20 protein-coding genes and 4 tRNA genes are annotated in these 24,451 nt (G+C 43.5%); 11 read left to right on the forward strand and 13 right to left on the reverse strand.

Going from position 1 to position 24,451, the window contains the following annotated elements; genetic code table 11:
• Positions 1-53: 53 nt before the first annotated feature.
• The 3 genes from tilS (at position 54) to ACT3QQ_RS10395 (ending at position 3,330) form a co-directional block, all read left to right on the forward strand.
• Entirely contained in the window at positions 54-1,640 is a 1,587-nt protein-coding gene (tilS, locus tag ACT3QQ_RS10385) for a tRNA lysidine(34) synthetase TilS (RefSeq protein WP_444527957.1), read from the forward strand.
• A 167-nt stretch (positions 1,641-1,807) separates the two neighbouring features.
• Positions 1,808-2,641: a pyrroline-5-carboxylate reductase gene (gene proC / locus ACT3QQ_RS10390; RefSeq protein ID WP_444527958.1), complete on the forward strand. Its 834-nt coding sequence runs from the start codon at positions 1,808-1,810 to the stop codon at positions 2,639-2,641.
• 128 nt (positions 2,642-2,769) lie between these two features.
• Entirely contained in the window at positions 2,770-3,330 is a 561-nt protein-coding gene (locus ACT3QQ_RS10395; RefSeq protein ID WP_444527959.1) for a YggT family protein, read from the forward strand.
• A 106-nt stretch (positions 3,331-3,436) separates the two neighbouring features.
• Here the strand turns inward: ACT3QQ_RS10395 and ACT3QQ_RS10400 are convergent, their stop codons facing one another.
• A complete protein-coding gene (locus tag ACT3QQ_RS10400; protein WP_444527960.1) occupies positions 3,437-4,231 on the reverse strand; it encodes a hydroxymethylpyrimidine/phosphomethylpyrimidine kinase in 795 nt (264 codons plus the stop codon).
• 351 nt (positions 4,232-4,582) lie between these two features.
• On the opposite strand from ACT3QQ_RS10400, the gene ACT3QQ_RS10405 reads away from it, so the two are divergent.
• From ACT3QQ_RS10405 to ACT3QQ_RS10415, 3 genes are all read left to right on the forward strand, one after another.
• A tRNA-Ser gene (locus tag ACT3QQ_RS10405) sits at positions 4,583-4,672 on the forward strand.
• A 181-nt stretch (positions 4,673-4,853) separates the two neighbouring features.
• Positions 4,854-4,930: transfer RNA gene (locus tag ACT3QQ_RS10410), tRNA-Arg, on the forward strand.
• 224 nt (positions 4,931-5,154) lie between these two features.
• Positions 5,155-5,817, forward strand: a complete 663-nt coding sequence (locus ACT3QQ_RS10415; protein WP_444527961.1) for an RDD family protein — start codon at positions 5,155-5,157, stop codon at positions 5,815-5,817.
• A 61-nt stretch (positions 5,818-5,878) separates the two neighbouring features.
• Here ACT3QQ_RS10415 and ACT3QQ_RS10420 read toward each other — a convergent pair whose 3' ends face one another.
• From ACT3QQ_RS10420 to ACT3QQ_RS10465, 10 genes are all read right to left on the reverse strand, one after another.
• Positions 5,879-6,877 carry a calcium/sodium antiporter gene (locus ACT3QQ_RS10420; protein ID WP_444527962.1) on the reverse strand — a complete coding sequence of 333 codons (999 nt, stop codon included), beginning with the start codon at positions 6,875-6,877 and terminating at the stop codon, positions 5,879-5,881.
• A 188-nt stretch (positions 6,878-7,065) separates the two neighbouring features.
• On the reverse strand, positions 7,066-7,446 hold the full coding sequence (gene panD / locus ACT3QQ_RS10425) for an aspartate 1-decarboxylase (RefSeq protein ID WP_010196068.1): 381 nt from the start codon (positions 7,444-7,446) through the stop codon (positions 7,066-7,068).
• A 102-nt stretch (positions 7,447-7,548) separates the two neighbouring features.
• Entirely contained in the window at positions 7,549-8,127 is a 579-nt protein-coding gene (gene pth / locus ACT3QQ_RS10430; RefSeq protein WP_444527963.1) for an aminoacyl-tRNA hydrolase, read from the reverse strand.
• A gap of 176 nt (positions 8,128-8,303) precedes the next feature.
• Positions 8,304-8,987, reverse strand: a complete 684-nt coding sequence (locus ACT3QQ_RS10435) for a 50S ribosomal protein L25/general stress protein Ctc (RefSeq protein ID WP_444519878.1) — start codon at positions 8,985-8,987, stop codon at positions 8,304-8,306.
• Positions 8,988-9,408: 421 nt separating this feature from the next.
• Positions 9,409-10,356 carry a ribose-phosphate pyrophosphokinase gene (locus ACT3QQ_RS10440; protein WP_444519877.1) on the reverse strand — a complete coding sequence of 316 codons (948 nt, stop codon included), beginning with the start codon at positions 10,354-10,356 and terminating at the stop codon, positions 9,409-9,411.
• Positions 10,357-10,465: 109 nt separating this feature from the next.
• A tRNA-Gln gene (locus ACT3QQ_RS10445) sits at positions 10,466-10,541 on the reverse strand.
• Between the two features lie 238 nt (positions 10,542-10,779).
• Positions 10,780-10,855 (reverse strand) — tRNA-Gln (locus ACT3QQ_RS10450).
• Between the two features lie 151 nt (positions 10,856-11,006).
• A complete protein-coding gene (ispE, locus tag ACT3QQ_RS10455; protein WP_444527964.1) occupies positions 11,007-11,987 on the reverse strand; it encodes a 4-(cytidine 5'-diphospho)-2-C-methyl-D-erythritol kinase in 981 nt (326 codons plus the stop codon).
• Between the two features lie 83 nt (positions 11,988-12,070).
• Entirely contained in the window at positions 12,071-12,703 is a 633-nt protein-coding gene (gene lolB / locus ACT3QQ_RS10460) for a lipoprotein insertase outer membrane protein LolB (RefSeq protein ID WP_444527965.1), read from the reverse strand.
• Between the two features lie 192 nt (positions 12,704-12,895).
• Positions 12,896-14,836 (reverse strand): tetratricopeptide repeat protein, encoded by a 1,941-nt coding sequence (locus ACT3QQ_RS10465; RefSeq protein ID WP_444527966.1) that lies wholly within the window; start codon positions 14,834-14,836, stop codon positions 12,896-12,898.
• A gap of 549 nt (positions 14,837-15,385) precedes the next feature.
• On the opposite strand from ACT3QQ_RS10465, the gene hemA reads away from it, so the two are divergent.
• The 4 genes from hemA to ACT3QQ_RS10485 all read left to right on the forward strand — a co-directional run bounded on the left by hemA (position 15,386) and on the right by ACT3QQ_RS10485 (position 19,464).
• On the forward strand, positions 15,386-16,795 hold the full coding sequence (gene hemA, locus ACT3QQ_RS10470) for a glutamyl-tRNA reductase (protein ID WP_444527967.1): 1,410 nt from the start codon (positions 15,386-15,388) through the stop codon (positions 16,793-16,795).
• Between the two features lie 365 nt (positions 16,796-17,160).
• Positions 17,161-18,297: an aminotransferase class V-fold PLP-dependent enzyme gene (locus ACT3QQ_RS10475; protein WP_444527968.1), complete on the forward strand. Its 1,137-nt coding sequence runs from the start codon at positions 17,161-17,163 to the stop codon at positions 18,295-18,297.
• Between the two features lie 211 nt (positions 18,298-18,508).
• Positions 18,509-18,946, forward strand: a complete 438-nt coding sequence (locus ACT3QQ_RS10480) for a YeeE/YedE family protein (protein WP_444527969.1) — start codon at positions 18,509-18,511, stop codon at positions 18,944-18,946.
• A 98-nt stretch (positions 18,947-19,044) separates the two neighbouring features.
• Positions 19,045-19,464 (forward strand): DUF6691 family protein, encoded by a 420-nt coding sequence (locus ACT3QQ_RS10485; protein WP_444527970.1) that lies wholly within the window; start codon positions 19,045-19,047, stop codon positions 19,462-19,464.
• 117 nt (positions 19,465-19,581) lie between these two features.
• On the opposite strand, the gene ACT3QQ_RS10490 is transcribed toward ACT3QQ_RS10485, so the two are convergent.
• Positions 19,582-21,246, reverse strand: a complete 1,665-nt coding sequence (locus ACT3QQ_RS10490; RefSeq protein ID WP_444527971.1) for an AMP-binding protein — start codon at positions 21,244-21,246, stop codon at positions 19,582-19,584.
• A 390-nt stretch (positions 21,247-21,636) separates the two neighbouring features.
• Here ACT3QQ_RS10490 and ACT3QQ_RS10495 point away from each other — a divergent pair, with 390 nt between their 5' ends.
• Entirely contained in the window at positions 21,637-23,772 is a 2,136-nt protein-coding gene (locus ACT3QQ_RS10495; protein ID WP_444527972.1) for an FAD-dependent oxidoreductase, read from the forward strand.
• A gap of 240 nt (positions 23,773-24,012) precedes the next feature.
• On the opposite strand, the gene ACT3QQ_RS10500 is transcribed toward ACT3QQ_RS10495, so the two are convergent.
• Entirely contained in the window at positions 24,013-24,429 is a 417-nt protein-coding gene (locus ACT3QQ_RS10500; RefSeq protein ID WP_444527973.1) for a VOC family protein, read from the reverse strand.
• Between the last annotated feature and the right edge of the window lie 22 nt (positions 24,430-24,451).

Consider the following 24,451-nt stretch of genomic DNA (forward strand, 5'->3'; position numbering starts at 1 on the left):
TTACACAGCTGTCTAGTAATGAATATATCAACACTCAATAACTAAGGCTGATTATGACCAGCAGCGCAATTATCTCGCATCCTATTAAATCAATTGCCGATTTGCCAGTTGATGAGACTCTGGCGACAGCTTTCTTGAGCAGTATGTCAGAGTATAGTGATCAGTTACATGGTCGTCGTCTTTGGCTAGCCTGTAGTGGTGGGCGTGATTCATTGGCACTTGTGGCGCTGTGTGTGCAGCTCTATCGACAAGGTAGATTGCCATGTCTGCCGCAGCTGTTACATGTCGATCATGGCCTACAAGCGGATAGTCAGTACTGGGCCAAGCATGTTACCAATTGGGCGCAAGCGCAGCAGATACCTTGTCGCATTCTACAGGCACAAGTGAATGGACATGATGAACAAGCCGCGCGGCTAGCCCGTTATAACATCATGCGGGCTCATATCAACCAAGACGATGTATTGCTATTAGCGCATCATGCTGATGACCAAGCCGAAACAGTGCTAATGCGCTTGATTCAAGGCGCTGGAGTCAATGGTCTCTCTGGTATGCAGACATGGCGAGTGCAAACGCAAAGTGATCGGCGCAATGTACTGTGGCGACCTTGGCTCACTGTCAGGCGCGCCACTATCAGCGCCTACGCCAAGCGCTTAGAGCTGCCTTATATAGATGATCCTACTAATGACAGCGGCGATAACGTACGTAGCGGTCTACGCCGCGATATTATGCCGGTATTGGCTACGTATAACCCCAATGCCATTGATAATATCGCTCGAAGTGCGCAGCTGTTAAGTGATGCACAGGAAACAGTCAATGCTCAAGCTATGCAGGACATGCAGCAGACGGAGAGTACAGACCTGCAACTTTTACCTGCACAGCGCGTGCTAAATATCGATACGTTACAAAATCTACCTATGTATCGGCAGCGGCAACTATTGCACTATTGGTTGGGTCAAGATGAGCCGTTACCGCCTGCTAAGCAACTCGTCGATGATGTGCTAACTCTCAGTCAACGTGATGACCAAGATCATCAAACAGAACTGTTTTGGCAAGGTCGCAAGCAACCCTATACTGTTCGTCGCTATCGTCAGCAGCTCTATCGTCTGAGCAGCGAGTGGCTATCTTGGCTCAACGTATCGCTGACCGAGCATGTGCTACCATTGCATAAACTAAATTTATCTAATAACTTATTTAGTCATTCAGCTGATAATAATTCAATCTCACTCATCATACGTAGTAGCGATCGTTATATTTGGCAATTGCAAGTAAAAGCAGATGCGCTGAAACAATTGCTAGAAAACAGGGCGGACGGTATAGCACAGCAGGCAGTGTTAAAAGTAGCGCCGCTAGACCGTAAGCAACGGTTAAAAACTGAGATGGCTACGCGCCCACAAGCAGGTAAGAAGCTGTATCAAACGCTTGGGATTCCATTATGGCTACGAGAAAGCTTAATGGTTGTCAGCATCGCTTTTATAAACGACTTCGAAGATGGAAGTGACATGCAAGCTGATATTCCTCTATTACTAGTATCACCATTTGAGAATTGGCTTTTGAGTTCTAATCAGATGGATAGCCATGTTAAAAGCAATCAATTGGCTGAGTACATTAAAAGCAAGCTCAGTCTAAATACAACGTGTTAAAAGTTCGATAGCTGTTTGCTGACTCATTGATTTTTATCAAGTTGATGTCAGATGTGACATTTTTAATTTATCAAACGGTGGTAGTGGCAGTATGATAAACTGAGTGTCGTTTTATATATCAGTATGTTAAGTTGAATACCTTTGAATTTTGTGACTAGGAGACAAGTATGTCGGTATTAGATAATAAAAAAATCAGTTTTATTGGTGGCGGAAACATGGCACAGGCGCTCATTAGTGGGCTTGTGGGTTGTGACATCCAGCCAAATCTAATCACGGTCGCCGATCCTAGCAGCGATGTACGTGAGCAGTTAGCCGCCAAAGGTCTAAATACTGTTGATCCAATGGCTGATCCAAAATCTGCTGTGATCGGTGCTGATATCGTGGTGCTCGCAGTAAAACCACAGATGATGAAAGTGGTGGTAAGTGCTTTTGCAGATGTATTAGACACTCAACTGGTCATTTCAGTAGCGGCAGGCTTATCGACTGATCTTTTGTCAAACATGCTAGGTGGCTATAGCAATATCGTCCGTGCAATGCCAAACACGCCTTCTATGATTCAGATGGGTGCGACGGGCCTTTATGGTACAGACAATATCTCAGCAGAACAGAAGCAGCTAGCAACGGCCGTTATGGAAGCATCAGGTTTGGTCATGTGGGTCGATGACGAAGAGCATATGCATGCCGTTACAGCCGTATCAGGTTCAGCACCAGCGTATATGTTTTACTTCATTGAATCGATGGTCGATGGGGCAGTTGCACTAGGGCTAGATAAAGAACAAGCTTCAGCGCTTGCTATGCAGACTATGTTGGGTGCTGCAAAAATGGCGATGAACAGTGATGATGCACCAGCTGAACTGCGTCGTAAAGTGACTTCACCGAACGGTACGACTCAGGCAGCGGTTGAGTCAATGCAAGCCAATGATATTGGTCGTCAAATCGGCGAAGCCATGCAAGCTTGCTATGATCGTAGCCAAGCGTTAAGTGAAGAGATGAGTAAGTAAACACTGACAAGGTGTGCCGTGAGTGATAACTGACGACACATCTTATGTAATCATCAGCATCTGATAATGACATTTGTCATCCTAGAATCTGTTAATAATGCCACATTGAGTAGCACTTCATGAACAACATGTTATTTCAAATTTTTGATCTGGTCACCACATTCGCTATGATGCTGGTGTTTATTCGTTTTATGTTGCAATTTGCGGGAATGGATGCGAGCAATCCGATGATTGCGCCTGCTTATAAAGCGACGCATATCGTCGACGTATTTGGACGTATTTTTCCGACTGTTGCACAGGGCCGTATTAGTATTGCTGCTATCGTGCTGATGTTTTTGATTCGTCTGATTGATATTTCTGGAAAGGCAGCATTGACGCATAAAGGTATTGCACCTGTACCGCTATTTTTTACAGGTACGACTAGCCTATTGTTAGATTTTTTACGCATGTGTCGCTATTTAGTGATTGGTTCTATCATCGTTAGCTGGATTGTGGTGTTTACCCGATCTGAGCATCCGATTATTGGTATTATTATGAGCTTAGCAGAGCCAATACTAGAGCCATTTCGTCGCATTACACCGAATTTAGGTATGCTCGACTTATCACCAATGGTTGCTTTCTTCGCATTTTATTTACTAGAGATATTTATCGGTGGTTTGACTGCGAGTGTGTTGCCAACCTTGGGTTAAGCCTAATAGGGTCAAATTTAAACACTGCCACAAGAAAGGCGCTTTATAAAACATAGAGCGCTTTTTTTACATCCACTATATACAAAATTAAGATTTTATATGTACGTTAAAAGCTGATGAAGCGATTAGGTATTAATTGAGCTTGAGCGTCATCAGGATGCGGCACGTCGGCTGCCTGTAGCGTTTGAGTAATCCAGCTATCTGCTGCTTGTACAGCATCGGTGAGCGCATCACCCATTGCTAAGCGTCCAGCGATAAAGCTAGCAAGCGAACACCCTGATCCATGGAACTCACCATCTAAGCGTAGCAAGGTACTGTTATGGACCATCTCGCCCTGTATATATAAATATTGCTCTATATCACCACTATCAAAATCATGTGAAGTTTTTACCAGTACAGCATGAGCACCTTGAGCGCATAGCTTTTGAGCACCGGCATGTAAGTCTTGCTCTCCGCTTAGGGCACGTAGCTCATGAGTATTTGGGGTGACTAAGGTAGCATAGGGTAGTAGTTTCCTGAATGCGCTAACTAGCGTCTTTTCATCGCCCAAACTACCACCGCTATTGGCGACCAATACAGGGTCTAAGACAAATGGCGTATTATTATCGATGATTTGATCAGCAAATAGGCTAGTCAACATTGCAATGTTATCAGTGGTACCGAGCATGCCTGATTTGATAGCACTAACAGGCAAGTCATCAAGGACTGCAGTAGCTTGAGCTTTTACCAATGATGCCGCACAAGCCTCAAAGCCAAACACCTGCTGCGAGCTTTGGATAGTGACTGCCGTACACGCGATGGCTGCATGTGACCCTGACTGTCCGATTGCCTCGATATCCGCTTGTAATCCAGCACCACCTGAAGGATCCAATCCTGAAAAACATAGTACGACAGGTCGCATAACAGCTCCTTTTGAGAGATTTTAAAGTAAGTGATAAATACTATAGCCACCTACTACTAAAAAATCTATCATAGTCTCATACTTGTGGATTGGGTATAAAACGTCAGAACGAATGGGTCTAAACTTAATAAGCAGTTTGATCACTATATTTAGCAATAATATGACGCAATTCCCCGTATAAAAATGCAATATAAGTGCTTGTATCTATAATTTTGATAAAAGCCGCATTAAATCTGTAGACAACGCTTGCAATTCGTTTTGGCTTTGTTATAATACTCGCCCACGACATGAGACGTATTGTTAGCATCAATACTATGTTTATAGAAATTTTATAAATGTCTTAAATCGTTAGGTGAAGTGGGTGAGTGGCTGAAACCAGTTCCCTGCTAAGGAACCATACGTGTAAGCGTATCGAGGGTTCGAATCCCTCCTTCACCGCCATTTATTCAGTTGTTATTAGAGTAGTAACGCAATATACTGCGTTAAACATTTTAATAATTATTTCAAAAAATAATTTGTTTTAATTAAAAAAGATGTTGACACAAGCGATATTATCTATATAATGACCAACCTAATTTACTGCAAAAGATATCGTCTTCGCAGTGGATAAAGTGCAAAATACGCGCCTGTAGCTCAGTTGGATAGAGCACTTGGCTACGAACTAAGGGGTCGGGAGTTCGAATCTCTCCAGGCGCACCATTTGCATACTAGCTTAATATAAGCTAAATATTATTAAAATAATCGCCTGTCTTATAACAATTGGCGGTTTTTTTATGTCTATAGCTTTTACCTTTCTACTTATCTATTCTACGACCAACTCTTATGTTTACTATGATTGGATAGTCATCTAGGATAATGTACGATAGCCCCACCATTTACGGTACAATAGCATTATTATTCACTGCTTGCTATGAGCTTGTACCATGTCAAAAAGTCCATCTAAACGTCCGTCCAATACGACTCGTAAATCAAAGCCTCAACCGAGTACGCCTGTACAGACAGATCCTAACGAAGAACCAACTATCGCAAAACCTATGATTCGCGTCGTGGCGATTCTGTATGACGGTATGCTGATTTTAGCGTTATTGTTTTTAGTAGGAACGATACTAACCGTCGTGGGTACGCTATTGACTATGGAGACGGGTACTGAGTCCTCACAAGCAGAGTCGCTGCCGCTTTGGTATCAGAATGCCATTATGACGCCGTCGTTTGTACTAACACTTGTAGCATTCTATGGGATATTTTGGCGTCGCGGTGGTCAGACATTGGGGATGCAGACGTGGCGATTAAAAACGATTAATGATGCAGGTCAGTGGCTAACGTGGGGTCAGTCGTTTAAGCGTATTTTAGCCGCTTGTTTGATGCCGCTGATTTTTGGTATTATTGGCAGTCTTATTGATGGGTCACGCGCCGCCTTATTGGCCAGCGCGTTTCTTGGTTTAGTATTTAACTATGTGTTCTGTCTGTTCAACCCTCGCGGTCTGGCAGTACAAGATATGCTGTCCAACACCATCACCCTAAAGATGCCAAAAGTAGCACATGAAGGGCTATGGCGCGGTTTTAAAAATCGTAAGAAAAAATCGTAGTCTGATTTCATTTAGCTAATAATACAGCTGTATCATTACCTAGCTGGCTCTGTTCACACGGTTATATACTAACGCTTTGAATCAGCCATGCGGTATAGCCTACAAAGAACAGTACCAATGTGGCACCTGACGTACGACCGAATTGACGTTTTGTTGCAAAGGCAAACACGCACAGTGCAACCAGCAATATCGTCAATAGTCCCATTGCCATCACATCACGCGATAGAATGACTGGGTCGGCGGCAATAGGAGTGATAACGGTTGCCAAACCGACAACTGCTAAAGTATTAAAAATATTAGAGCCGATGATATTACCGAGCGCCATATCATGCTCGCCCTTACGGGCTGCTGACAAGCTCGATACTAGCTCGGGCAATGATGTCCCAACTGCGACAATCGTTAAGCCAATGATTAGCTCGCTGAGACCCCATAGCGTTGCCAATTCGACAGCGCCCCAAACGATAGCACGTGAGCTGACTACTAGCATCAGCATACCGATAAATAAGCTCACCAGACCACGCGTTACGCTTGGTTCTAAATTCTCCAAGTTTTCTGAGAGCTCTGAGTCAGCATTAGCCACAACCACATCGTCTTCGTGCTCATGATAGCCTTCGCGTATACTCATTATGATCTGTAGCCCTAAGACGGTGACCAACAATACTAGCAATACGATACCATCAGCTTGGCTCAATGTCCCATCACGTAGCTGCCAAGCGGCGATGATAGTAATCAGTAGCAGCAAGGGCAAGTCGCGCTTTACGATGCCTCTACGGATGATAATAGGACTAATCAACACGGTTGCACCGAGTACCAATGCGATGTTGATAATATTTGAGCCATAAGCGTTACCTAGAGCCAGCTCAGGGCTGCCTTCTACCGCTGCTAGTACTGATACCACCATCTCAGGCGCTGACGTGCCTATACCCAAGATTAAGACACCAATTAAGAAGCTAGGCACACTAAACTTCTTTGCTAGTGCTGTCGCCCCATCAATGAAGACATCGGCACTCCAAACTAAAATTGCTAACCCAATCAGTATTGCAAGCGCGGCCAACCACATCAGTATGTTTCCTTGTATATGATGAAAAATGCGAATTTGATAAATAAAAATGGCATAAAAAAAGCCGAATCTTAATTTAGATTCAGCTTTCCCTTTAGCATCGAGATTTTTAGTAATAATAGCAGCTAATTCAAAGATGTAACTTTGTGTTTATCTTAAATTTACCAAAACCTCACCATCCTGTCATATTAAGCAACTTGTACAGGAATGATATTTGCTGTGTCTTTAACGGTGTTGTCTTCGTTGCAATAGACCAGTTTTGGCTGATACGTTGACGCTTCAACTTCATCAAAATGCGCGTAAGCACAAATGATAACGATATCGCCCAAATCTGCCATATGAGCCGCAGCACCATTTAATGAGATAATACCAGAGCCCGCCTCAGCACGGATAGCATAGGTGCGAAAGCGCTTACCGTTGGTCACGTTATAGATATCAATAGATTCGTTTTCGCGTAGACCAGCAAGATCTAATAGATCACCGTCGATACCGCAAGAGCCTTCATAGTGAAGCTCGGCATGGGTCACACGGGCACGGTGTAATTTGCATTTAAGCATATTAAGTAGCATAGGTTGGTTCCTTGGCGTAACTGATATTAATTAACTAAATCAAAAGGTTAATGGGGATAAAACTGCCAAAATAAAAGGTGGTTATAATTGACCATCATATTATTATGGTAATTTAAAGCCATTAACTTGTGAACGTGCTTTTTCGATATCACCATCCAACAATAATGGGAGTGCTTCAAAAGCAGCTGTCAACGCGCTATCAATCGCAATCTGCTCATTAGGAGATGCTTTAGAGAGAACGTGTCCACTAACTTTAGACTTGTGGCCAGGATGGCCGATACCCACACGCAGGCGATGAAAATCATTGCCAATATGCGGCGTGATATCACGTAGGCCGTTGTGACCACCATGTCCACCGTCTGTTTTGAGTTTGATATTACCAGCTGGAATATCGAGCTCATCATGAGCAATCAACAACTCATCATTTTTGATGCCGTAGAAATTTACCATAGGCACCACTGACTGACCAGATTTATTCATAAACGTCAGCGGCATAAGTAAACGCACATCAGCTCCATGAATCTGCCCACGCCCTGTCACTCCATGAAATTTTTTATCAGGGGAGAGCGTGATATTAAACTGCTGAGCCAAATGATGGACAAACCAAAATCCTGCATTATGACGCGTAAACATATACTGCTGACCAGGATTACCAAGACCGACAATAAGCTTTATGGCCATAAAAACACCTTGCTTGAGTTTGATAAATAGGGGTAGGGTTTGAGGTACTGATAGACAGTTTACTTTCAAACCTTACTTACAAAAACAGCAGGAGATATTCATCACCTGCTGTCTTATTGACTAAACGAGTATGTCGATACGTGACATCAAATCAGATGCAACGTACCGATGGTATATTACTCGCTGTCTTTGTTTTCTTCAGTACCGTCGTTTTGCTCAGTTGCTGGTACTTCGTCAGCATCAACGTCGTCAGCATCTTCATCAACTTCTTCTACTGTTGGTGGCTGCATGTTAACGATAGTACGGTCATGGCCGTCTTCTAGCTCAAGCTCGTGAATTACTACGCCTTCAGGAAGTTTGATGTCTGATAGACGGAACAAATCACCGATTTCCATGCCAGATACATCTACTTCTAGGTATTCAGGAAGTAGTGATGGAATGCAAACGATTTCGATATCAGATACTAGCGTAGATAGTACACCAGCAGCAGCAGTACCAGGCGCATCTTCACGACCAGTGAAATGCACAGGAACGTTCATGTGGATTTTCTGACCTTTTACAATGCGCTGGAAATCAGCATGCATTGGGAAGCCTTTAGCTGGATGGCGCTGCAAGTCTTTGATAACTGCTTGATGCTCTTCACCGTCAACATTGATAGTCAAGACGTGTGAGAAAAACGCTTCAAACTCTAGTGATTTTACTAGTTCGTTAAGCTTGATAGAGATAGCTGTTGGCTCTTCGTTACCACCATAGATGATAGCAGGAACTAAGTTCTGCTTACGTAGGCGGCGGCTCGCACCTTTACCTTGTAGTTCAGCAGCACGATCAACGGCGTTTAGTTCAAAATGATTAATGCTCATGGATATAATCCTATAAAAAAAATGATGAAGTGTCTGGTCATAAAAAAGTGGATTTGCGACCAATCCACTAATACGTGATGATAGCTAATATTATGGTCACGAATAAAACTCGCAATGTCTAAACTTAGCCATTTGCTTATAGCAGCACTTGCTATGATAATTACCATAAAAATAGTTGCTTTTAAGCATGATCAGCACTTTTGATAGCGCTAGCCTAATAAAAACCACTAAAAGGTCAGCACAGGCGCGCATTATACGTGATTCTGTAGCAATAATAAAGACCTACGCAAAATGCCTATACAAAACAAAGCGCCAAGTAAGAATACCTGACGCTCTATTTTTTGACTACCTAAGATGTCTTACTACAATCATTGCTATTCAAAATTACCGCAACGGCTGTTTAAAAAATAACTGTATCAAATTAAGCGTCAAACATTGCACTAATAGATTCTTCGTTATTGATACGGCGTAAGCTCTCAGCAAGCATCGGTGCAATACTTACCTGACGAATTTTGCTACAAGCTTGAGCTTCGACTGATAATGGAATCGTATCCGTAACAACCACTTCATCCAATGCAGATTCGCTGATGTTTTTCAGTGCGTTACCTGATAGGACAGGGTGCGTGATATAAGCTAAGACGCGACGGGCACCATTTTCTTTCAAGGCCTCGGCAGCTTTACACAATGTACCTGCAGTATCGACCATATCATCAACAATAACGCAATCACGGTCACGAACATCACCGATGATGTGCATGACTTGTGATTCATTGGCACGAGCACGGCGCTTATCGATAATTGCCATGTCGGTATCGCCTAATTGCTTGGCCATCGCACGTGCACGAACCACACCGCCTACATCAGGTGAAACAACCATGATGTTGTCATAGTCTTGTTTTTGTAGGTCGTTTAGCAATACAGGTGTGCCGTAGATATTATCTACAGGGATATCGAAGAAGCCCTGAATCTGATCTGAGTGCAAATCAACAGTCATTACGCGATCGATACTGACGATGTTTAGCATGTCAGCGACCACTTTAGCCGAGATAGGTACACGAGCTGAGCGTGGACGACGATCCTGACGAGCATAACCAAAATACGGCATGACAGCTGTGATACGGCCAGCACTAGAGCGACGCAAAGCGTCAGCCATCATCATGATTTCCATCAAGTTGTCGTTGGTCGGTGCACAAGTAGGCTGCATGATAAACACATCTTTACCACGTACGTGTTCTTTGATTTCCACGGCAATTTCGCCATCAGAAAAACGCGTGATGTCAGCTTTACCAAGAGGTATGTGAAGATGATCGGCTACGGTTTTTGCTAATTCTGGGTGGGCATTACCCGTAAAAATCGCCAAATAAGGCATGACAGAAGTCCTATTGATTGACTCAAGCAGCGACCGCTAAGCAGTGACAAACTGCTCAAATTAAGAAAAGAGTGATGAAGGTATTGAAGTATACTATTACAGTAAAAAATGGCAGGGGTAGCTGGACTCGAACCAACGGATGTCAGGATCAAAACCTGATGCCTTACCAACTTGGCTATACCCCTGTAATGTCTAGATTGTGAACAACCGATAGCTAATAGCAACTAATGAGTTGTTTTAGCATGCTGTCACGACCTGTCAGTTATCTAAAAACGGACAAACCGTTTAAAACATAACTTTTCCCTAGCGGTGTCCATTGCGAACTATACCGAAACTGGGATAACGTTGTCAATGACAATAAGATAAGTGGCTGTCTATAAACCGCTTATGCTCGATGTATCTCTAACGCTTCGTACTAAAAAATGGCAGGGGTAGCTGGACTCGAACCAACGGATGTCAGGATCAAAACCTGATGCCTTACCAACTTGGCTATACCCCTATTGTGGCGACCTATTATAAGTAAATTTTCAGATTTTGCAAGTCATTTACGCCTTTTTCTGGTATTTATTCATCATAGGTTGATGCTAGCGCTATTTTAACAAACTAAAATAGGCAATCATACCAATGTCATTGTTTAGATAATAAGAAATTCAAAGGACATATGTCTTTTTTAAGTTGCCAACGATATACCCCGAACAAGGCGCATCTTCAATCCATTTTGCCAACAGCTTTTTATCAGTGATAACGCTTGCATCCAATGGCAAAAACACTGCACTACCAGAGCCAGTCATGCGTGCTGTGCCCATTGCTTTTGCCTCTAACCCCTGTAAATAACTCAAAGCCCCTGTAACAGCAGGAGCAAGGCTCGTGACGACTGGCGTAAAGACATTATGATAGGGTGAAGTGAGCGTTTGCACATAATCAGCGTATTGGCTTCGAATAGTATCAATTGATAGGGGCGTGATATCTCGCTGTAGTTTTGGATGCGCGAACAGCTTGGCAGTATTTACATGAGCGTCAGGCATCAGTACTAAATATTGCTGGTTTGGAAAGTCAATTGTCGTTAATTCCTCACCGATTCCCATGGCAATAGCGTCTTGGCCAAAGATGAATATAGGCACATCGGCACCTACAGTCGCGCCAATTGTAATAAGCTCATCAGAAGTAAAATTAAGCTGCCAAATCTCATTGAGCACAAGCATAGTCGTTGCTGCATTAGATGAACCGCCACCCAATCCTGCGCCCATTGGCAAGTGCTTGTCTAAAGTAACATGCACTTGTGCTAACTGCTCAGGTAAAGGGTTTGACTGTATGGCAGACTCTAGCAGTGCGCGCGCTGCTTTGAAGATTAAATTGTCTTCTATACTAGCAGTGATAGTTTCTGCACCATCTAGTATCAGTAATTGATGACAAAGTCGATTTGCATTTGAATCGTTATCAACCGTAGAAGTCACGGCGTTATCGCTGACCGAAAAATGCAAGTAATCGCCCCAGTCGAGCAGGCGAAAGACCGTTTGCAAATCATGATAGCCATCGTCACGTTTGCCAGTGATGTGCAAAAACAAATTGAGTTTTGCAGGTGATAAACGGGTAATCGTAGAAGCAGATGATGCAGCTATATCTCTAGTCATATTTTTTCATCGCAAGGTACAGTCATAAACAGCTATCTTAGCTAATACTGATGAGCATTTATCAATATTAAAAAAAAGACAATTTAGTGATTAATGGTCATCACCACTTTATTGCCTTGAGGCTGTACGGCGCTGATTTTACTCGGTAACTTGTCAGTACCTTTATAGGTGAAACTGGCTGTCCACTCACCGTTGACGGAGCTAACTAAACGGCTCTGATCATCTAATTGTGGCGCACTGTCTGAAGGTGCTGGGCGACCAGAAATCCAATAAGGCATTTGTGAAATTGGTGCTTGCCAACCAGTTGCTTTCTTTAGCAAAGTTTCGGGATCGTCTGCGGTCAATGTGCCTGTCTTTTCGCTGACTAACGTGGCAGTTTGACCATTGTATTCGATGTTGGTTTTACCAATGCCGAGTGCGCCAATGAGCTCAATGGCAAATCGGTCGTTTTGTTGTCCCCATGCATAAAACGCACTACCACCTTGGGTGCCTGTTGAACCATTCGCAGGTGTTGTTACCCCAATTTTACCCGTGATATTAAAGCTCTCTAGCTTTTTGGGTTGATCAGCGTTTTGACCTTGTACAGTAGACGTTGGCTGGTTGGTCGCGTTGGCTGTTTTTAATGACTGACAGCCAGAGGTAATGACCATCGCTGCAGTTATAGCAGTAAACAGAGCCAGTTTATTTGGTTTATAAGAAGCGATTGATACTGACATAATAGTTCCTCAAAAATGGAGATATAAACAAAGATATTAGCTTAAGTGTTATTTGTTGCTCGGTTATGCACGGCTGTTAGCTTCTTATAACGACCTTGTAATTTATAAATGCTTCGTTATTTATGGGAACCTTGTTACTCATCATGTCTCTATAATAACAAAGCCCAAATCGCAGCTCCAAAATAACTACCATCAATACAGCTGTATGCGATCATTGATATTATGCTGTCCAAACGAGAAGCGCTGCTGCAAGTCGGCGAGCAACGTCTCAACTTTATTATTATCGCCTAATCCTTGATAGGCGCGCAGCAAGAGCGAGCCTGAACGTAAGGTCGGTAGCACATCATAAGGTGTCTGTAGGTAGTCGATGACCTGCTGATAGTTTTCTTTAGCCAGCGCATTACTTGCCAACACATTTAGTGCTTGTAGATGTAGGTCGTTATCATAACGTGGGTCATCATAGCGAATCTGAATAATCGCTGTCGCTAACGCCAGACCTTGCTCTGAGCTGCGTTCATTTGCCAGTAGCAACTGTGCATAGCTCAATTGATAGGATAAGTTACTAGGGTCTAAAGCCTGCAAATGGTTGAGCAAAGTGCGTTTAACGACATAGTCTTCTTTATCATCTAAAAGCTGAGCTCGCGCAAAGAGTAGCATCTCATTATCAGGATATTTACGAGCGGCACGTGTTAGTAGACGCAGCGCTTCATTAGACTCGTTTTGTTGCCATAAGATATCGGCTTGCATAACAAAAGTATCAGGCGCGAAAACAGTGAAGTCTTTACGCAGCTTCTCTAAAGTCGCCACTGCAGCATCAACATTGTTATCAAGCAATTCAAACGCCACTACTTTTCTACGTGCCTCTAACACCAAATCCTCTTGCATAACACTATTGAGATAGTATTTAGCTTGTTCAAACAACTGCTGACGCTCAGCACTGATACCAAGGTAATAATAGGCTTGGTCAAGATAAGCTGGGCTCTTGGCAAGCATATTGAGTAGCTCATCGGCACTAGCGTACTCTTCAATATCTAGACTGACTAAGGCTGCGAGTAGAGTAATCTCAGAATCATCATTGAAACGGCTATGCGCCTCAAGTAATAATTCCCAAGCTTGCTCGCTTTGCTTTAAATCTAATAGATAGCGAATTTCGTACAGATATAAACTTTTGCTATCAGGGTTACGCAAGCGAGCTTGACTGACATAATTGATGACAGTCTCTGCGGTCACGATTTTGCGCAATATGTCTGCTTTTAATGTAATAAAAGGCACATAGTCTGGCTGACGCTCTAGTGCTCGATTGATATGAACGATAGCGACTTCAGGTTCATTAAATTGATAGAGTAACCCTGCTTTTAATACCGACAATGAAGCATTTTGCTCGCTATCTAGTGGCTGCAATGCGGCAAGAAGCTCACGTTTGTCGTCATCGTTATTTGGATAGATACCTATGAGGATTTCACTTAAGTCCGCGCGTGGATCATAACGTAAGATACGGTTTAGAGTTTCACCCGCTAATATATAGTCATGGGCACGTAGGGCCAAATGCGCAACATAGAACCAAGCAGGTACGTGGTCAGGGTTTTGGTCCTGCCATGTCTTGGCAAATTGTAATGAGTCTTCAACCCTTTCACTACGCAAAGACAGGCTAAGCGCCCTCTCAAACACTGCTGTGGCATCTTCTTTAAAAGACTGCTGCTTATAGATAGTGACCGCACGCTGTTTGTCATCGCGATCGGCAGCAAACTCGGCATCTAATAGAGCATATAAGCTTGGTTCGCTAAGTTCAGTCTGCCATAGGCTGGCTGGCGCTAAGCCATCAATGTTTTTTACATTCTCTATGGTAAGTGTATCTTCGTTATAAGGCGTCCCAGTCTCAGCACTATTAATATTCGCTTTTTTATCAGCTACCTTATTATCAGTAGTAACAGATACCTTAGGAATCTTTGCTTCCAACAATGTGTCAGAATGACTGGCATGAACAGGTGTCGTCAAAAACAGGCACACGGCTAAAGACAATGCTAGTTTATACCGTTGACGCAGGCGCTCAATAGCGACATGCAATAAAGCACGAAAGCTAGAGTATTCGCTATAGGAATGTGGTGACCGAGGTAATGAGCCAAAAAAAATCATAGATAGCCGTATTCGCCCGTGGTTTACCTACACAGATAAGGCAAGTTTGTTTTAATCATTGTAAGTTAGATACTGGCATATGTATCAATGACAAACATTATAAGAGTAGACGGATGAGATAAACAATAGCATCCGTGTTACTCAGATATTGGCATGTCTGACTTTAAGAACATGCTAATGGTAACGGTTATGTCGCCAAAGAATGATACTAAGTATGATTAAAAATAGATGTGTATGTTGAACTGAATATTATAGAAATATAACAAGTTAAGATAGAGTAAGCGAGTGATTTAACATTGTATTGTTGATGATAGATCAAAATTCAGCTATTGATTTTATAAATCGTATGAGTAGTTGATTTGTTACATTTTCGACCAGATACAGAGATATGGTTATCATAGATGGGTGAGTGTTAATTAAAGCCTGCAATAATGATATAATAGGCGGTTTTTAGGGTCTTCCTTTTTAGCGCTGTCGTCAAAAACTGTCTTTTAAAAAAATAAGATAGCGTAAAGGGCAACTGAGCGTCATGTTTATGGTCTATCGATAATGAGATTAGTGGTCATTGGGGTCAATCACAAAACTGCACCAGTCGCTCTGCGAGAGCGCTTGGCACTTGTGGGTGACGATGTAAATGTCGCACTCAACCAAATAGAAGCCTTTACTGATGGTAGCGTGATTGTCTCTACTTGTAACCGCACGGAAATCTATGCGCTAGTGCCGCAAACATCAACATCTCAGCACGCTAATAGCCAGTCATCTAATTTACAGTTACTCAATATGCAGGATGTCAAAGCTGCAGGACAGACATCCAACAATGCTTTTAGTAGTAGCATGAATATTTCATCTGCTGCGTTTAGTGCGCATATTACCAAAATCAAAGCGTGGTTAGCTGACTTCAAGCAATTGCCACTTGTTGATATTGATCCTTATCTCTATGTACATCGTGACACTCATGCATTGACCCATTGGTTGAGAGTAGCTGCTGGTCTCGACTCTATGATACTGGGTGAGCCGCAGATTCTTGGTCAAATTAAAAACTCTGTGCATCTGGCTCAAGACCAAAAAGTACTCAGTAATCAGCTAGGCTGGATTATCGATCAAGTATTCGCTGCTGCCAAACGAGTGCGTAACGAGACACAGGTTGGTGCACAAGCTGTATCGCTCAGCTTTGCCGCAGCCAAATTGGTCACACAGATATTTGATGATTTACCCAGTCGCACTTTATTGGTCGTTGCAGCAGGCGAGATGAATCGCTTAGTTGCCACCCATATCGCAGGGCTAGGGGTAGGGCGAGTCATTATCTGTAACCGTAACCCCGAACGTGCCGAAGCGTTAGCGGCTGAGCTACGTGGCCCTAATCGCCGCGTAGACGTTAGACCCTTACAAGAATTACCGCAAGTATTGGCAGAAGCCGATATTGTCAGTAGTTGTAGTGGCAGTATGGATTTGTTGATCGATAAGACAATGACCATACAAGCGCTAAAGCGTCGCCGTTATCAGCCAATGCTTATGATAGATTTGGCCGTACCGCGCGATATCGATTCGGCCATTAGCCGCATTGATGATGTTTATCTGTATTCTGTCGATGACTTGCAGCATGTCATTGCAGGTAATATTGAGCAACGTCGCCAAGCCGCAGTTGATGCTGAGCTGCTAGTGAGTCAACTGGTCGTTGAAATAGATCGCCGTTTTCAGGTTCGCCAAGTCGGCAAAGACATTCAGCAGTACCGCGCGTGTACTCAAGGTCAAGTCGATAAATTGCTGCATGAGTCTATTGCCAAACTGCAACAAGACAATGTCAGTCCAGAAGATATCATCACTGAGCTATCACGACGTCTGACTCAAACATTGACTCATGCACCTTCAAAACTGATGCGCAAAGCCGCACGCGAAGGCGATAGTGAACTGCTAGACTTCGTGGTGTCAGGGTTACAGGATGCTCATCGCGGGCATTGATGTTTTTATCATGGCTTTATAAATCAAAACTTATCAATCAATCTATATCCGCAAATCCATACCAACAAACGCTCGATAGCACAAGTCATATCGTTGCCTGAGCGTATCGTTGTCAACTTTCAGTATCAGTGCTAATATCGAACTCTCATAGATGGCTTAGGTCAGGATATGTGCTGGTGTTTGCTCGTAATATGACTATAAATATATTAACTTAATGTTAGTAAACTTCATCAGTGTTCGTTGTTTGTTTCAAAACAAGAAAATTCTAGACAGCGCAAGACCTCACCATCAAAAATAATAGCATTTGATTATAGTGCTATCTAATCAATGCTGCATATTATCTAATCATACACTAGGAGTGTTCAATGCCTGCATTACGTCAAGATATCGATCCAAACGGCTTATTAGAGTATTCAGTGGTTTACACCGATCGCGCGCTGAACCATATGTCAAAAGCCTTTCAGCAAGTGATGAACGACCTATCTAGTGACCTAAAATCTGTGTATAACGCTGACGCAGTGGTGATCGTTCCTGGTTCTGGCACTTATGGCATGGAAGCAGTCGCCCGTCAGTTGGCAAATGACGAAGACTGCCTAATTATTCGTAATGGTTGGTTCAGCTATCGTTGGACGCAAATCTTAGAAAAGGGCAAAATCGCCAAATCATCTACGGTACTCACAGCTAACCGTGCCGATGATAGTGAGTCGCCAAAGCCGTTTGCGCCAGTTGATATCGGTACGGCTGTTGCCAAAATTAAAGAAGAAAAGCCAGCAGTCGTATTTGCGCCGCATGTCGAAACCTCATCGGGTATTATCTTATCAGACGACTATATCAAAGCGTTGAGCGAAGCTGTACATAGCGTTGGTGGGTTGTTAGTCATTGACTGTATCGCTTCAGGCTGCGTATGGTTAGATATGAAAACATTGGGTATTGATGTGCTAATTAGCGCACCGCAAAAAGGCTGGAGCAGCACACCGAGCGCTGGGCTGGTCATGCTAAGCGATGCTGCTATCAAAAAAGTAGACAGTACTGAATCTGATAGCTTTAGTATCGATCTAAAACAATGGCTAAACATCATGCGTGCTTACGAAAATGGCGGCCATGCGTACCATGCGACTATGCCAACAGATAGCTTGCGTCAGTTCCGCGATGCTGTGAATGAAGCCAAAACAATCGGTTTTGATAAATTGTGTGACGCGCAGTGGACACTTGGTAAACGTATCCGTGAGGTACTAGAAGCCAAAGGCGTTGAGAGCGTCGCTGCTGAGGGGTTTAAAGCGCCTGGTGTTGTCGTTTCTTATACCGATCGTGATGACATGCATAAAGGTAGTGCGTTCGCTGAGATCGGGGTGCAAATCGCTGCTGGCGTGCCACTCAAAGTAGGCGAGCCTGATAACTTTAAAACCTTTCGTTTAGGTCTGTTTGGTTTGGATAAATTGACTGATATTGATGGCACAGTAGAACGTTTTGAAGCGGCGCTTGATAAAGTGTTGAGCCAGTAATTATAGTCATTAAGAGGGCTGATAAAGATAGTTTATTCAAGCTTTCTGTACAACTTTTTTTGAAGCATTTGTAGTTATAAAAAAGACTGAATCATTAGTGTCATGCTAGGTTCAGTATTTTTTTACCCTTTTATTATGTTTTATAATATAATGTATTTTTATAATTTAATACTTAAGTACGTATCCAATGAACTTAATTAGGTAGTCCGTTATGAGTATACAAATAGATTGGCAAGCATTCACGCCGATCTCCTTAGTTGGGGGCTTAATGCTAGGCGTGGCGACGGTTGTTTTACTGTTAGGTATTGGTCGTATCGCAGGTATCAGTGGCATTTTTTCAAGCTTGCTAAAACCCAAGCGTGTAGAGATGTGGCAAGTGCTATTTATACTGGGCTTGGTCATCTCACCGCTGTTATATCAGTTGGCAAGACCGCTACCTGAAGTAGCTATTAGCACCTCTTTGCCACTATTGATTGGTGCAGGGTTATTGGTCGGCTTTGGCACGCGTTTAGGTTCAGGATGTACTAGTGGACATGGTATTTGTGGTAATGCACGGCTGTCTCCACGGTCATTGGCAGCGACCGTCACCTTTATGCTGTTTGGGATTGTGACCGTTTATATCGGTCGTCACGTACAGGGCTTGCTATAGTTCATTCATGACAAATTGTGGAATGAAGACTGATAGTTGGGCTACTGCGCGAACAACATACGATGGTTAATAGAAGATAATAATAGCGAGATACGACGATGCTAAAAAATATAATCGGATTACTAGCAGGATTGCTGTTTGGACTTGGACTATTGGTGTCAGGTATGACTGATCCTTTGAAAGTACAAGGGTTTTTGGACGTATTTGGCAAATGGGATATCTCCCTTGCACTGGTTATGGGCGGTGGTCTGATAGCCGCATTTTTTGGTGTGCGATTGGCAAAGCGTCAACAGAGCAGCTGGATTGGTACACCGATTGATATGCCAAGCAAAACCTTCATTAATAAAAAGCTGCTTATTGGTGCGATGTTATTCGGTATCGGCTGGGGGCTGGTTGGTATTTGCCCGGGACCAGGAATTGTATTGCTCGGTACGGGCCAGTGGCAAGTGTATGTGTTTATTCCTGCTATGGTTATAGGAATGCTAATTTATCAGTGGTTTGAGCCTAATCTTGGCTAATATGATTGGCTCTTTATAATCTCTATAAATAGAAGAGTGCTTAAAAAAAGGTCAGCTACATATAGCTGACCTTTTTGATGGATGGTAATTGATGACAAGACTTAATAAATCGCCGCTTTATTTGGCACTGGCAGTTACTTTTGGCGTTTCGTGTGCCAATGACTTAGCCGCTTGGCGTAGCTCAAATTTTTGTACTTTACCGGTACTGGTCTTGGGTATTTCGGCAAAGACAATATATTTTGGCACCTTAAAACCTGCTAAATGCTGGCTACAATGCTCCATCACCGTATCACGTTGCAAGGTGCTACCAGCGTGAATCTCGATAAAGGCGACAGGTACTTCGCCCCATTTATCATGTGGCGCGGCGACGACGGCACAGCTCTCAATCGCAGGTAGTTTATATAAGACGTTTTCTACCTCGATACTAGAAATATTCTCACCGCCTGAGATGATGATATCTTTCAGCCTATCCATGATTTTGATATAGCCATCAGGATACTTGACACCTAAATCACCTGTTCGGAACCAGCCATCAGCGAATGCTGCTTCGGTAGCCTTGCGGCTTTTTAGATAACCTTTCATTACCATATTGCCACGTAGCGCCAGCTCACCCATCTCTTCTCCATCAGCGGCAACGGGTTCAGTCGTACCTTGCTTAAATACTTCAAACCCTGCCATCAAATGAGAAGTCATACCTTGACGTGATTTCATCTGGGCGCGTGTGGCCACATCAAGCTCATTCCATGCTTCTTGTTCAGCGCAGACCGTTACTGGCCCATATACTTCAGTGAGACCGTAAACATGCGAGATATAAAAGCCCATCGCTTCCATCGCTGCCAGCATGGTCTCAGACGGCGGTGCACCAGCGACCCAACCTTTGACTGTATGGGTGATGGCTTCTTTATACTCTGGTTTGCCGCCTGCAATCATATTGTGCACGACTGGCGCAGAGCAGTAGTGGCTAACTTGATGCTTAGCAATCAGCTGCAATATCAAGTCAGCATCAATCTTTCGCAAGCATACATTGACTCCAGCACGCTCGGCGATGGTCCAAGGAAAGCACCAGCCGTTACAGTGAAAAAGTGGCAGGGTCCATAGATACATGGGATGTTTTGGCATGTCCCAATCTAAAATATTAGAGACAGCATTGAGTGTTGCGCCGCGATGGTGATAGACCACGCCTTTGGGCTTGCCTGTCGTACCAGAGGTGTAATTCAGCGCAATAGCGTCCCACTCATCCAATGGCATCTCCCAGTTATCTAAGCTGTCTGAACTGGCTACCAACGCTTCATAACTCATGTGCCCAAAGCGCTCGACATCGACAGCTTTGTCCGTTGAATGAATGACGGTTAAATCTGGAAAAGTTTCATCGATAGTTTCAGCATGTTCAGCAAATTCACTGTCTAGAATTAAGACCTTTGCTTCTGAGTGCTGCAAACAAAAAGTGAGTGCGTTGATATCAAGTCGGGTGTTCAGGGTACAGAGTACGCCGCCTGACATCGGCACACCAAAGGCGCATTCGACCATCGCTGGTGTATTCGGCAGCATCACAGCGACCGTGTCGTTTTTATCGATGCCCAATTTGCGTAGGCCGTCAGCCAGTTGGCGGCAGCGAGTATAGGTCTGTTGCCATGTCTGAGTAAGGCTATTGTGTTCTAGGTCGTCATAAATGATGGCAGTCTTATTAGGATAAACTTGAGCGCTGCGAATGATAAAATTAATAGGGGTAAGTGGTTGATGATTGGCGGCGTTTTTGCCAAGACCTGTATGGTAATCTGTCATGATGATAGTCCTTTATCGTATTTCTAAAATTCGTCAATACATTAGCTTAGTACAGTAATCTAGCATAGAAACTATAGATATAAGTCGATATTTATCGATTTATATCTTAGCCTAATTTTTAAATGAGATTAAGCTAACGGTATACAATCTAACTCAAAAGTTGGCTAGGTTTTGTGGTGTTTGCTTAACCATATACTGCAGTAAAGCTTGTTACACCGTACCGCTCGTGATAGCAATTAATATAGTGTTCACTCATCAGTCGCTTGTCTGCATAGCTGACAATAATGGCGGTGTGTTACGATATTGATGATGCTAAATCCCGTAGAACCACTATTTATAAAAAGCCGCTTTTAAGAAGCTGTCTCAAAAACTATTCATAAGGAAAATGATATGTCTGCCAGCCACAGTGCCAATACGATCCAAACCGCTAGCACCAATGAACACTATCCGCATTTATTTGAGCCGCTAGATTTGGGCTTTACTACGCTAAAAAACCGTATGGTTATGGGCTCGATGCATACTGGGCTTGAAGATCGTTTTTATAATTACGGTAAGCTGGCAGCGTATTTTGCAGAACGTGCCAAGGGCGGCGTGGCAATGATGATTACTGGCGGTATCTCGCCTAACCGTGAAGGTTGGTTATTGCCTGCTGGCGGAACGATGAATAACAAAGCAGATGTTATTAATCATCAGCGCGTTACCCGTGCTGTGCATAAGCATGACAGTAAAATCATCATGCAGATATTGCACAGTGGTCGCTATGGCTATCATCCTTTTGCCGTATCATCTAGCCCAATCAAGTCACCAATCTCACCGTTTAAGCCACGCAAGATGAGCATTAAAAACATCGAGCAGACGGTAAAAGACTATGCTCGCTCAGCGAAACTTGCCAAGCAAGCAGGCTATGATGGCGTCGAAATCATGGGCTCTGAGGGTTATCTGCTTAATCAGTTTTTATCAAGCCATGTGAATAAGCGTAAAGACGTTTATGGTGGTGACATTCATGGTCGTATGAAATTCGCCGTCGACGTGGTCAAAGCGGTACGCGAGGCGACTGGCGAAGACTTTATTATTTTATTCCGCTTATCAGTAATTGACTTGGTCAAAGACGGTAACGTTATGGATGAAGTCATCACCGTGGCCAAAGCGCTAGAAGAAGCGGGCGTGACCATCATGAACACTGGTATCGGCTGGCATGAAGCGCGTGTGCCGACTATCGTGACGAGCGTACCACGAGCCGCTTTCGTTGATTTCACCGCTGAAATCAAAAAGCATATTAGCATCCCGATGATGGCGGCCAACCGTATCAATATGCCAGAAACAGCAGAAGAAATCGTTGCGAATGGTCAAGCTGACATGATTCAAATGGCACGTCCATTCTTGGCGGATGCGCATTGGGTCAATAAAGCCAAAAATGGACAGACAGATCGCATTAACACCTGTATTGCTTGTAACCAAGCTTGTCTCGACCATACGTTCGAAAACAAACGCTCAACTTGCTTAGTCAATCCGCAAGCCTGTTATGAGACTGAATTGGTCTATAAGAAAACCAAAAAACCGAAAAAAGTCGCTGTCATCGGTGGCGGTGTCGCTGGTATGTCAGCCGCTCATGTGGCGGCCTTACGTGGTCATGACGTGACTTTATTTGAAGCAAAAGACGTGCTAGGTGGTCAGTTTAACTACGCCAAAGTCATCCCTGGTAAAGAAGAGTTCTTTGAGACCATTCGCTACTATATCAATGAGCTTGAGCATCTAGGTGTTGAAATTAAACTGAACACCAAAGTTGATAAAGACATGCTTGAAAAAGCTAAGTTCCATCATGTCATCGTGGCAACGGGTGTCGTACCTAGAAGTCTAGAAGGTAAACTAGAAGGGGCTGAGCTGCCACAAGTCATGAGCTATGCTGAACTGCTGTCTGGCGAAAAAGCAGTGGGTGATACAGTCGCAGTCATCGGCGCTGGTGGTATCGGCTTTGATGTAAGTGAGTATCTCACAGCCAATCATGGTCAGTCGCTGGATGAAATCGGTCCTGAGGGGCTAAAAGATCCAAGCTATCGCCCTGAGCCGCAGTCAATTAGCGAGTGGCGCGAAGAATGGGGCGTGACCAATGATACTGACTATCAAAGTGATGGTGGACTGGTCAGACCACACGCAATCAAACCGATTCGCCAAGTATATTTAATGCAGCGTAGCAAAGGTCGTTTGGGTAGTGGGCTAAACAAAACCTCAGGCTGGGTACATCGTGCGCATATCAAATCTCATGGCGTCATCCAAGTCGCTGGCGTGCAATATGATAAAATCACCAACGAAGGCATCTGGGTCACTAACCCACAAGGTCAAAGCCAGTTATTACGCGTTGATAGCGTCGTTGTCTGTGCCGGTCAAGAATCAGTCGTTGAGCTGATGCCAAATGTGGGTGATGCACCAGACGCGCAATACCATCTAATCGGCGGTGCAAAACTGGCAGCTGAATTAGATGCTAAACGCGCGATTCGTGATGGTGCTGAAGTCGCTGCTCAGATCTAAACTCTTTAGCATGAGTGTTAAATAATGGACGGTGAGAGGAGTATCTCTTGCCGTCTTTTTTAATACAATATATTTTTCTGATAATATAGCTTCAGTTTGGTCTATGATTGTTGTAGGCAAGCGCCTAAAATATTGATTGTATTTTAGGAAAGCTATAACGGTGATATACGTGTCACCATCACTTTCTGCAAAAAACAAATCAGTCCATCTATCCTAGCCCAGCCAGCCTCACTCACTCACTTACCAACTGCCAATATTTTCCATCGAAATCCAAGGCTCAATAGGTTCTAAGTCTTCGTCATTTTGTAGCAGCTCAATTGAGATATTATTGGGGTCTTTAACAAAAGCCATATGACCATCTCTAGGCGGTCTTAATATCTCGATTCCTGCCTGTATAAAGGTGTCGCACTGCACGTATATGTTGTCGACTCTAAAGGCAAAGTGCCCAAAATTATCGCCATTGGTATATTCTCTTTCATCCCAGTTGTGTGTCACCTCAATCTCTGGCGCACCCTCATGCGTTGCTAAAAAGTATAAACTGAATCTTCCTGACTCAGAGTCTCTTTTTCTTAGTAGTTGTAATCCCATAAGATCACAATAGAAAAATAAAGTTTCTTCTAGTTTGTTGGTTCTAATCATTGCATGTAAATACTTCATGAAAATACCTTAGTATTGATGA

The sequence above is a fragment of the Psychrobacter sp. AOP7-A1-24 genome, from assembly GCF_052376235.1.
GTDB lineage: Bacteria > Pseudomonadota > Gammaproteobacteria > Pseudomonadales > Moraxellaceae > Psychrobacter.

What these genes read in the sequence shown, in the direction of transcription:
- pth (WP_444527963.1), bottom strand. Translation starts at nt 8,127, where the DNA reads ATGGCCATAAAGCTTATTGTCGGTCTTGGTAATCCTGGTCAGCAGTAT.
- ACT3QQ_RS10480 (WP_444527969.1), top strand. Translation starts at nt 18,509, where the DNA reads ATGAGTATACAAATAGATTGGCAAGCATTCACGCCGATCTCCTTAGTT.
- ACT3QQ_RS10420 (WP_444527962.1), bottom strand. Translation starts at nt 6,877, where the DNA reads ATGTGGTTGGCCGCGCTTGCAATACTGATTGGGTTAGCAATTTTAGTT.
- ACT3QQ_RS10440 (WP_444519877.1), bottom strand. Translation starts at nt 10,356, where the DNA reads ATGCCTTATTTGGCGATTTTTACGGGTAATGCCCACCCAGAATTAGCA.
- proC (WP_444527958.1), top strand. Translation starts at nt 1,808, where the DNA reads ATGTCGGTATTAGATAATAAAAAAATCAGTTTTATTGGTGGCGGAAAC.
- hemA (WP_444527967.1), top strand. Translation starts at nt 15,386, where the DNA reads ATGAGATTAGTGGTCATTGGGGTCAATCACAAAACTGCACCAGTCGCT.
- ispE (WP_444527964.1), bottom strand. Translation starts at nt 11,987, where the DNA reads ATGACTAGAGATATAGCTGCATCATCTGCTTCTACGATTACCCGTTTA.
- ACT3QQ_RS10475 (WP_444527968.1), top strand. Translation starts at nt 17,161, where the DNA reads ATGCCTGCATTACGTCAAGATATCGATCCAAACGGCTTATTAGAGTAT.
- panD (WP_010196068.1), bottom strand. Translation starts at nt 7,446, where the DNA reads ATGCTACTTAATATGCTTAAATGCAAATTACACCGTGCCCGTGTGACC.
- ACT3QQ_RS10495 (WP_444527972.1), top strand. Translation starts at nt 21,637, where the DNA reads ATGTCTGCCAGCCACAGTGCCAATACGATCCAAACCGCTAGCACCAAT.
- ACT3QQ_RS10395 (WP_444527959.1), top strand. Translation starts at nt 2,770, where the DNA reads ATGTTATTTCAAATTTTTGATCTGGTCACCACATTCGCTATGATGCTG.
- ACT3QQ_RS10500 (WP_444527973.1), bottom strand. Translation starts at nt 24,429, where the DNA reads ATGAAGTATTTACATGCAATGATTAGAACCAACAAACTAGAAGAAACT.
- ACT3QQ_RS10415 (WP_444527961.1), top strand. Translation starts at nt 5,155, where the DNA reads ATGTCAAAAAGTCCATCTAAACGTCCGTCCAATACGACTCGTAAATCA.
- ACT3QQ_RS10485 (WP_444527970.1), top strand. Translation starts at nt 19,045, where the DNA reads ATGCTAAAAAATATAATCGGATTACTAGCAGGATTGCTGTTTGGACTT.
- lolB (WP_444527965.1), bottom strand. Translation starts at nt 12,703, where the DNA reads ATGTCAGTATCAATCGCTTCTTATAAACCAAATAAACTGGCTCTGTTT.
- ACT3QQ_RS10400 (WP_444527960.1), bottom strand. Translation starts at nt 4,231, where the DNA reads ATGCGACCTGTCGTACTATGTTTTTCAGGATTGGATCCTTCAGGTGGT.
- ACT3QQ_RS10465 (WP_444527966.1), bottom strand. Translation starts at nt 14,836, where the DNA reads ATGATTTTTTTTGGCTCATTACCTCGGTCACCACATTCCTATAGCGAA.
- ACT3QQ_RS10435 (WP_444519878.1), bottom strand. Translation starts at nt 8,987, where the DNA reads ATGAGCATTAATCATTTTGAACTAAACGCCGTTGATCGTGCTGCTGAA.
- tilS (WP_444527957.1), top strand. Translation starts at nt 54, where the DNA reads ATGACCAGCAGCGCAATTATCTCGCATCCTATTAAATCAATTGCCGAT.
- ACT3QQ_RS10490 (WP_444527971.1), bottom strand. Translation starts at nt 21,246, where the DNA reads ATGACAGATTACCATACAGGTCTTGGCAAAAACGCCGCCAATCATCAA.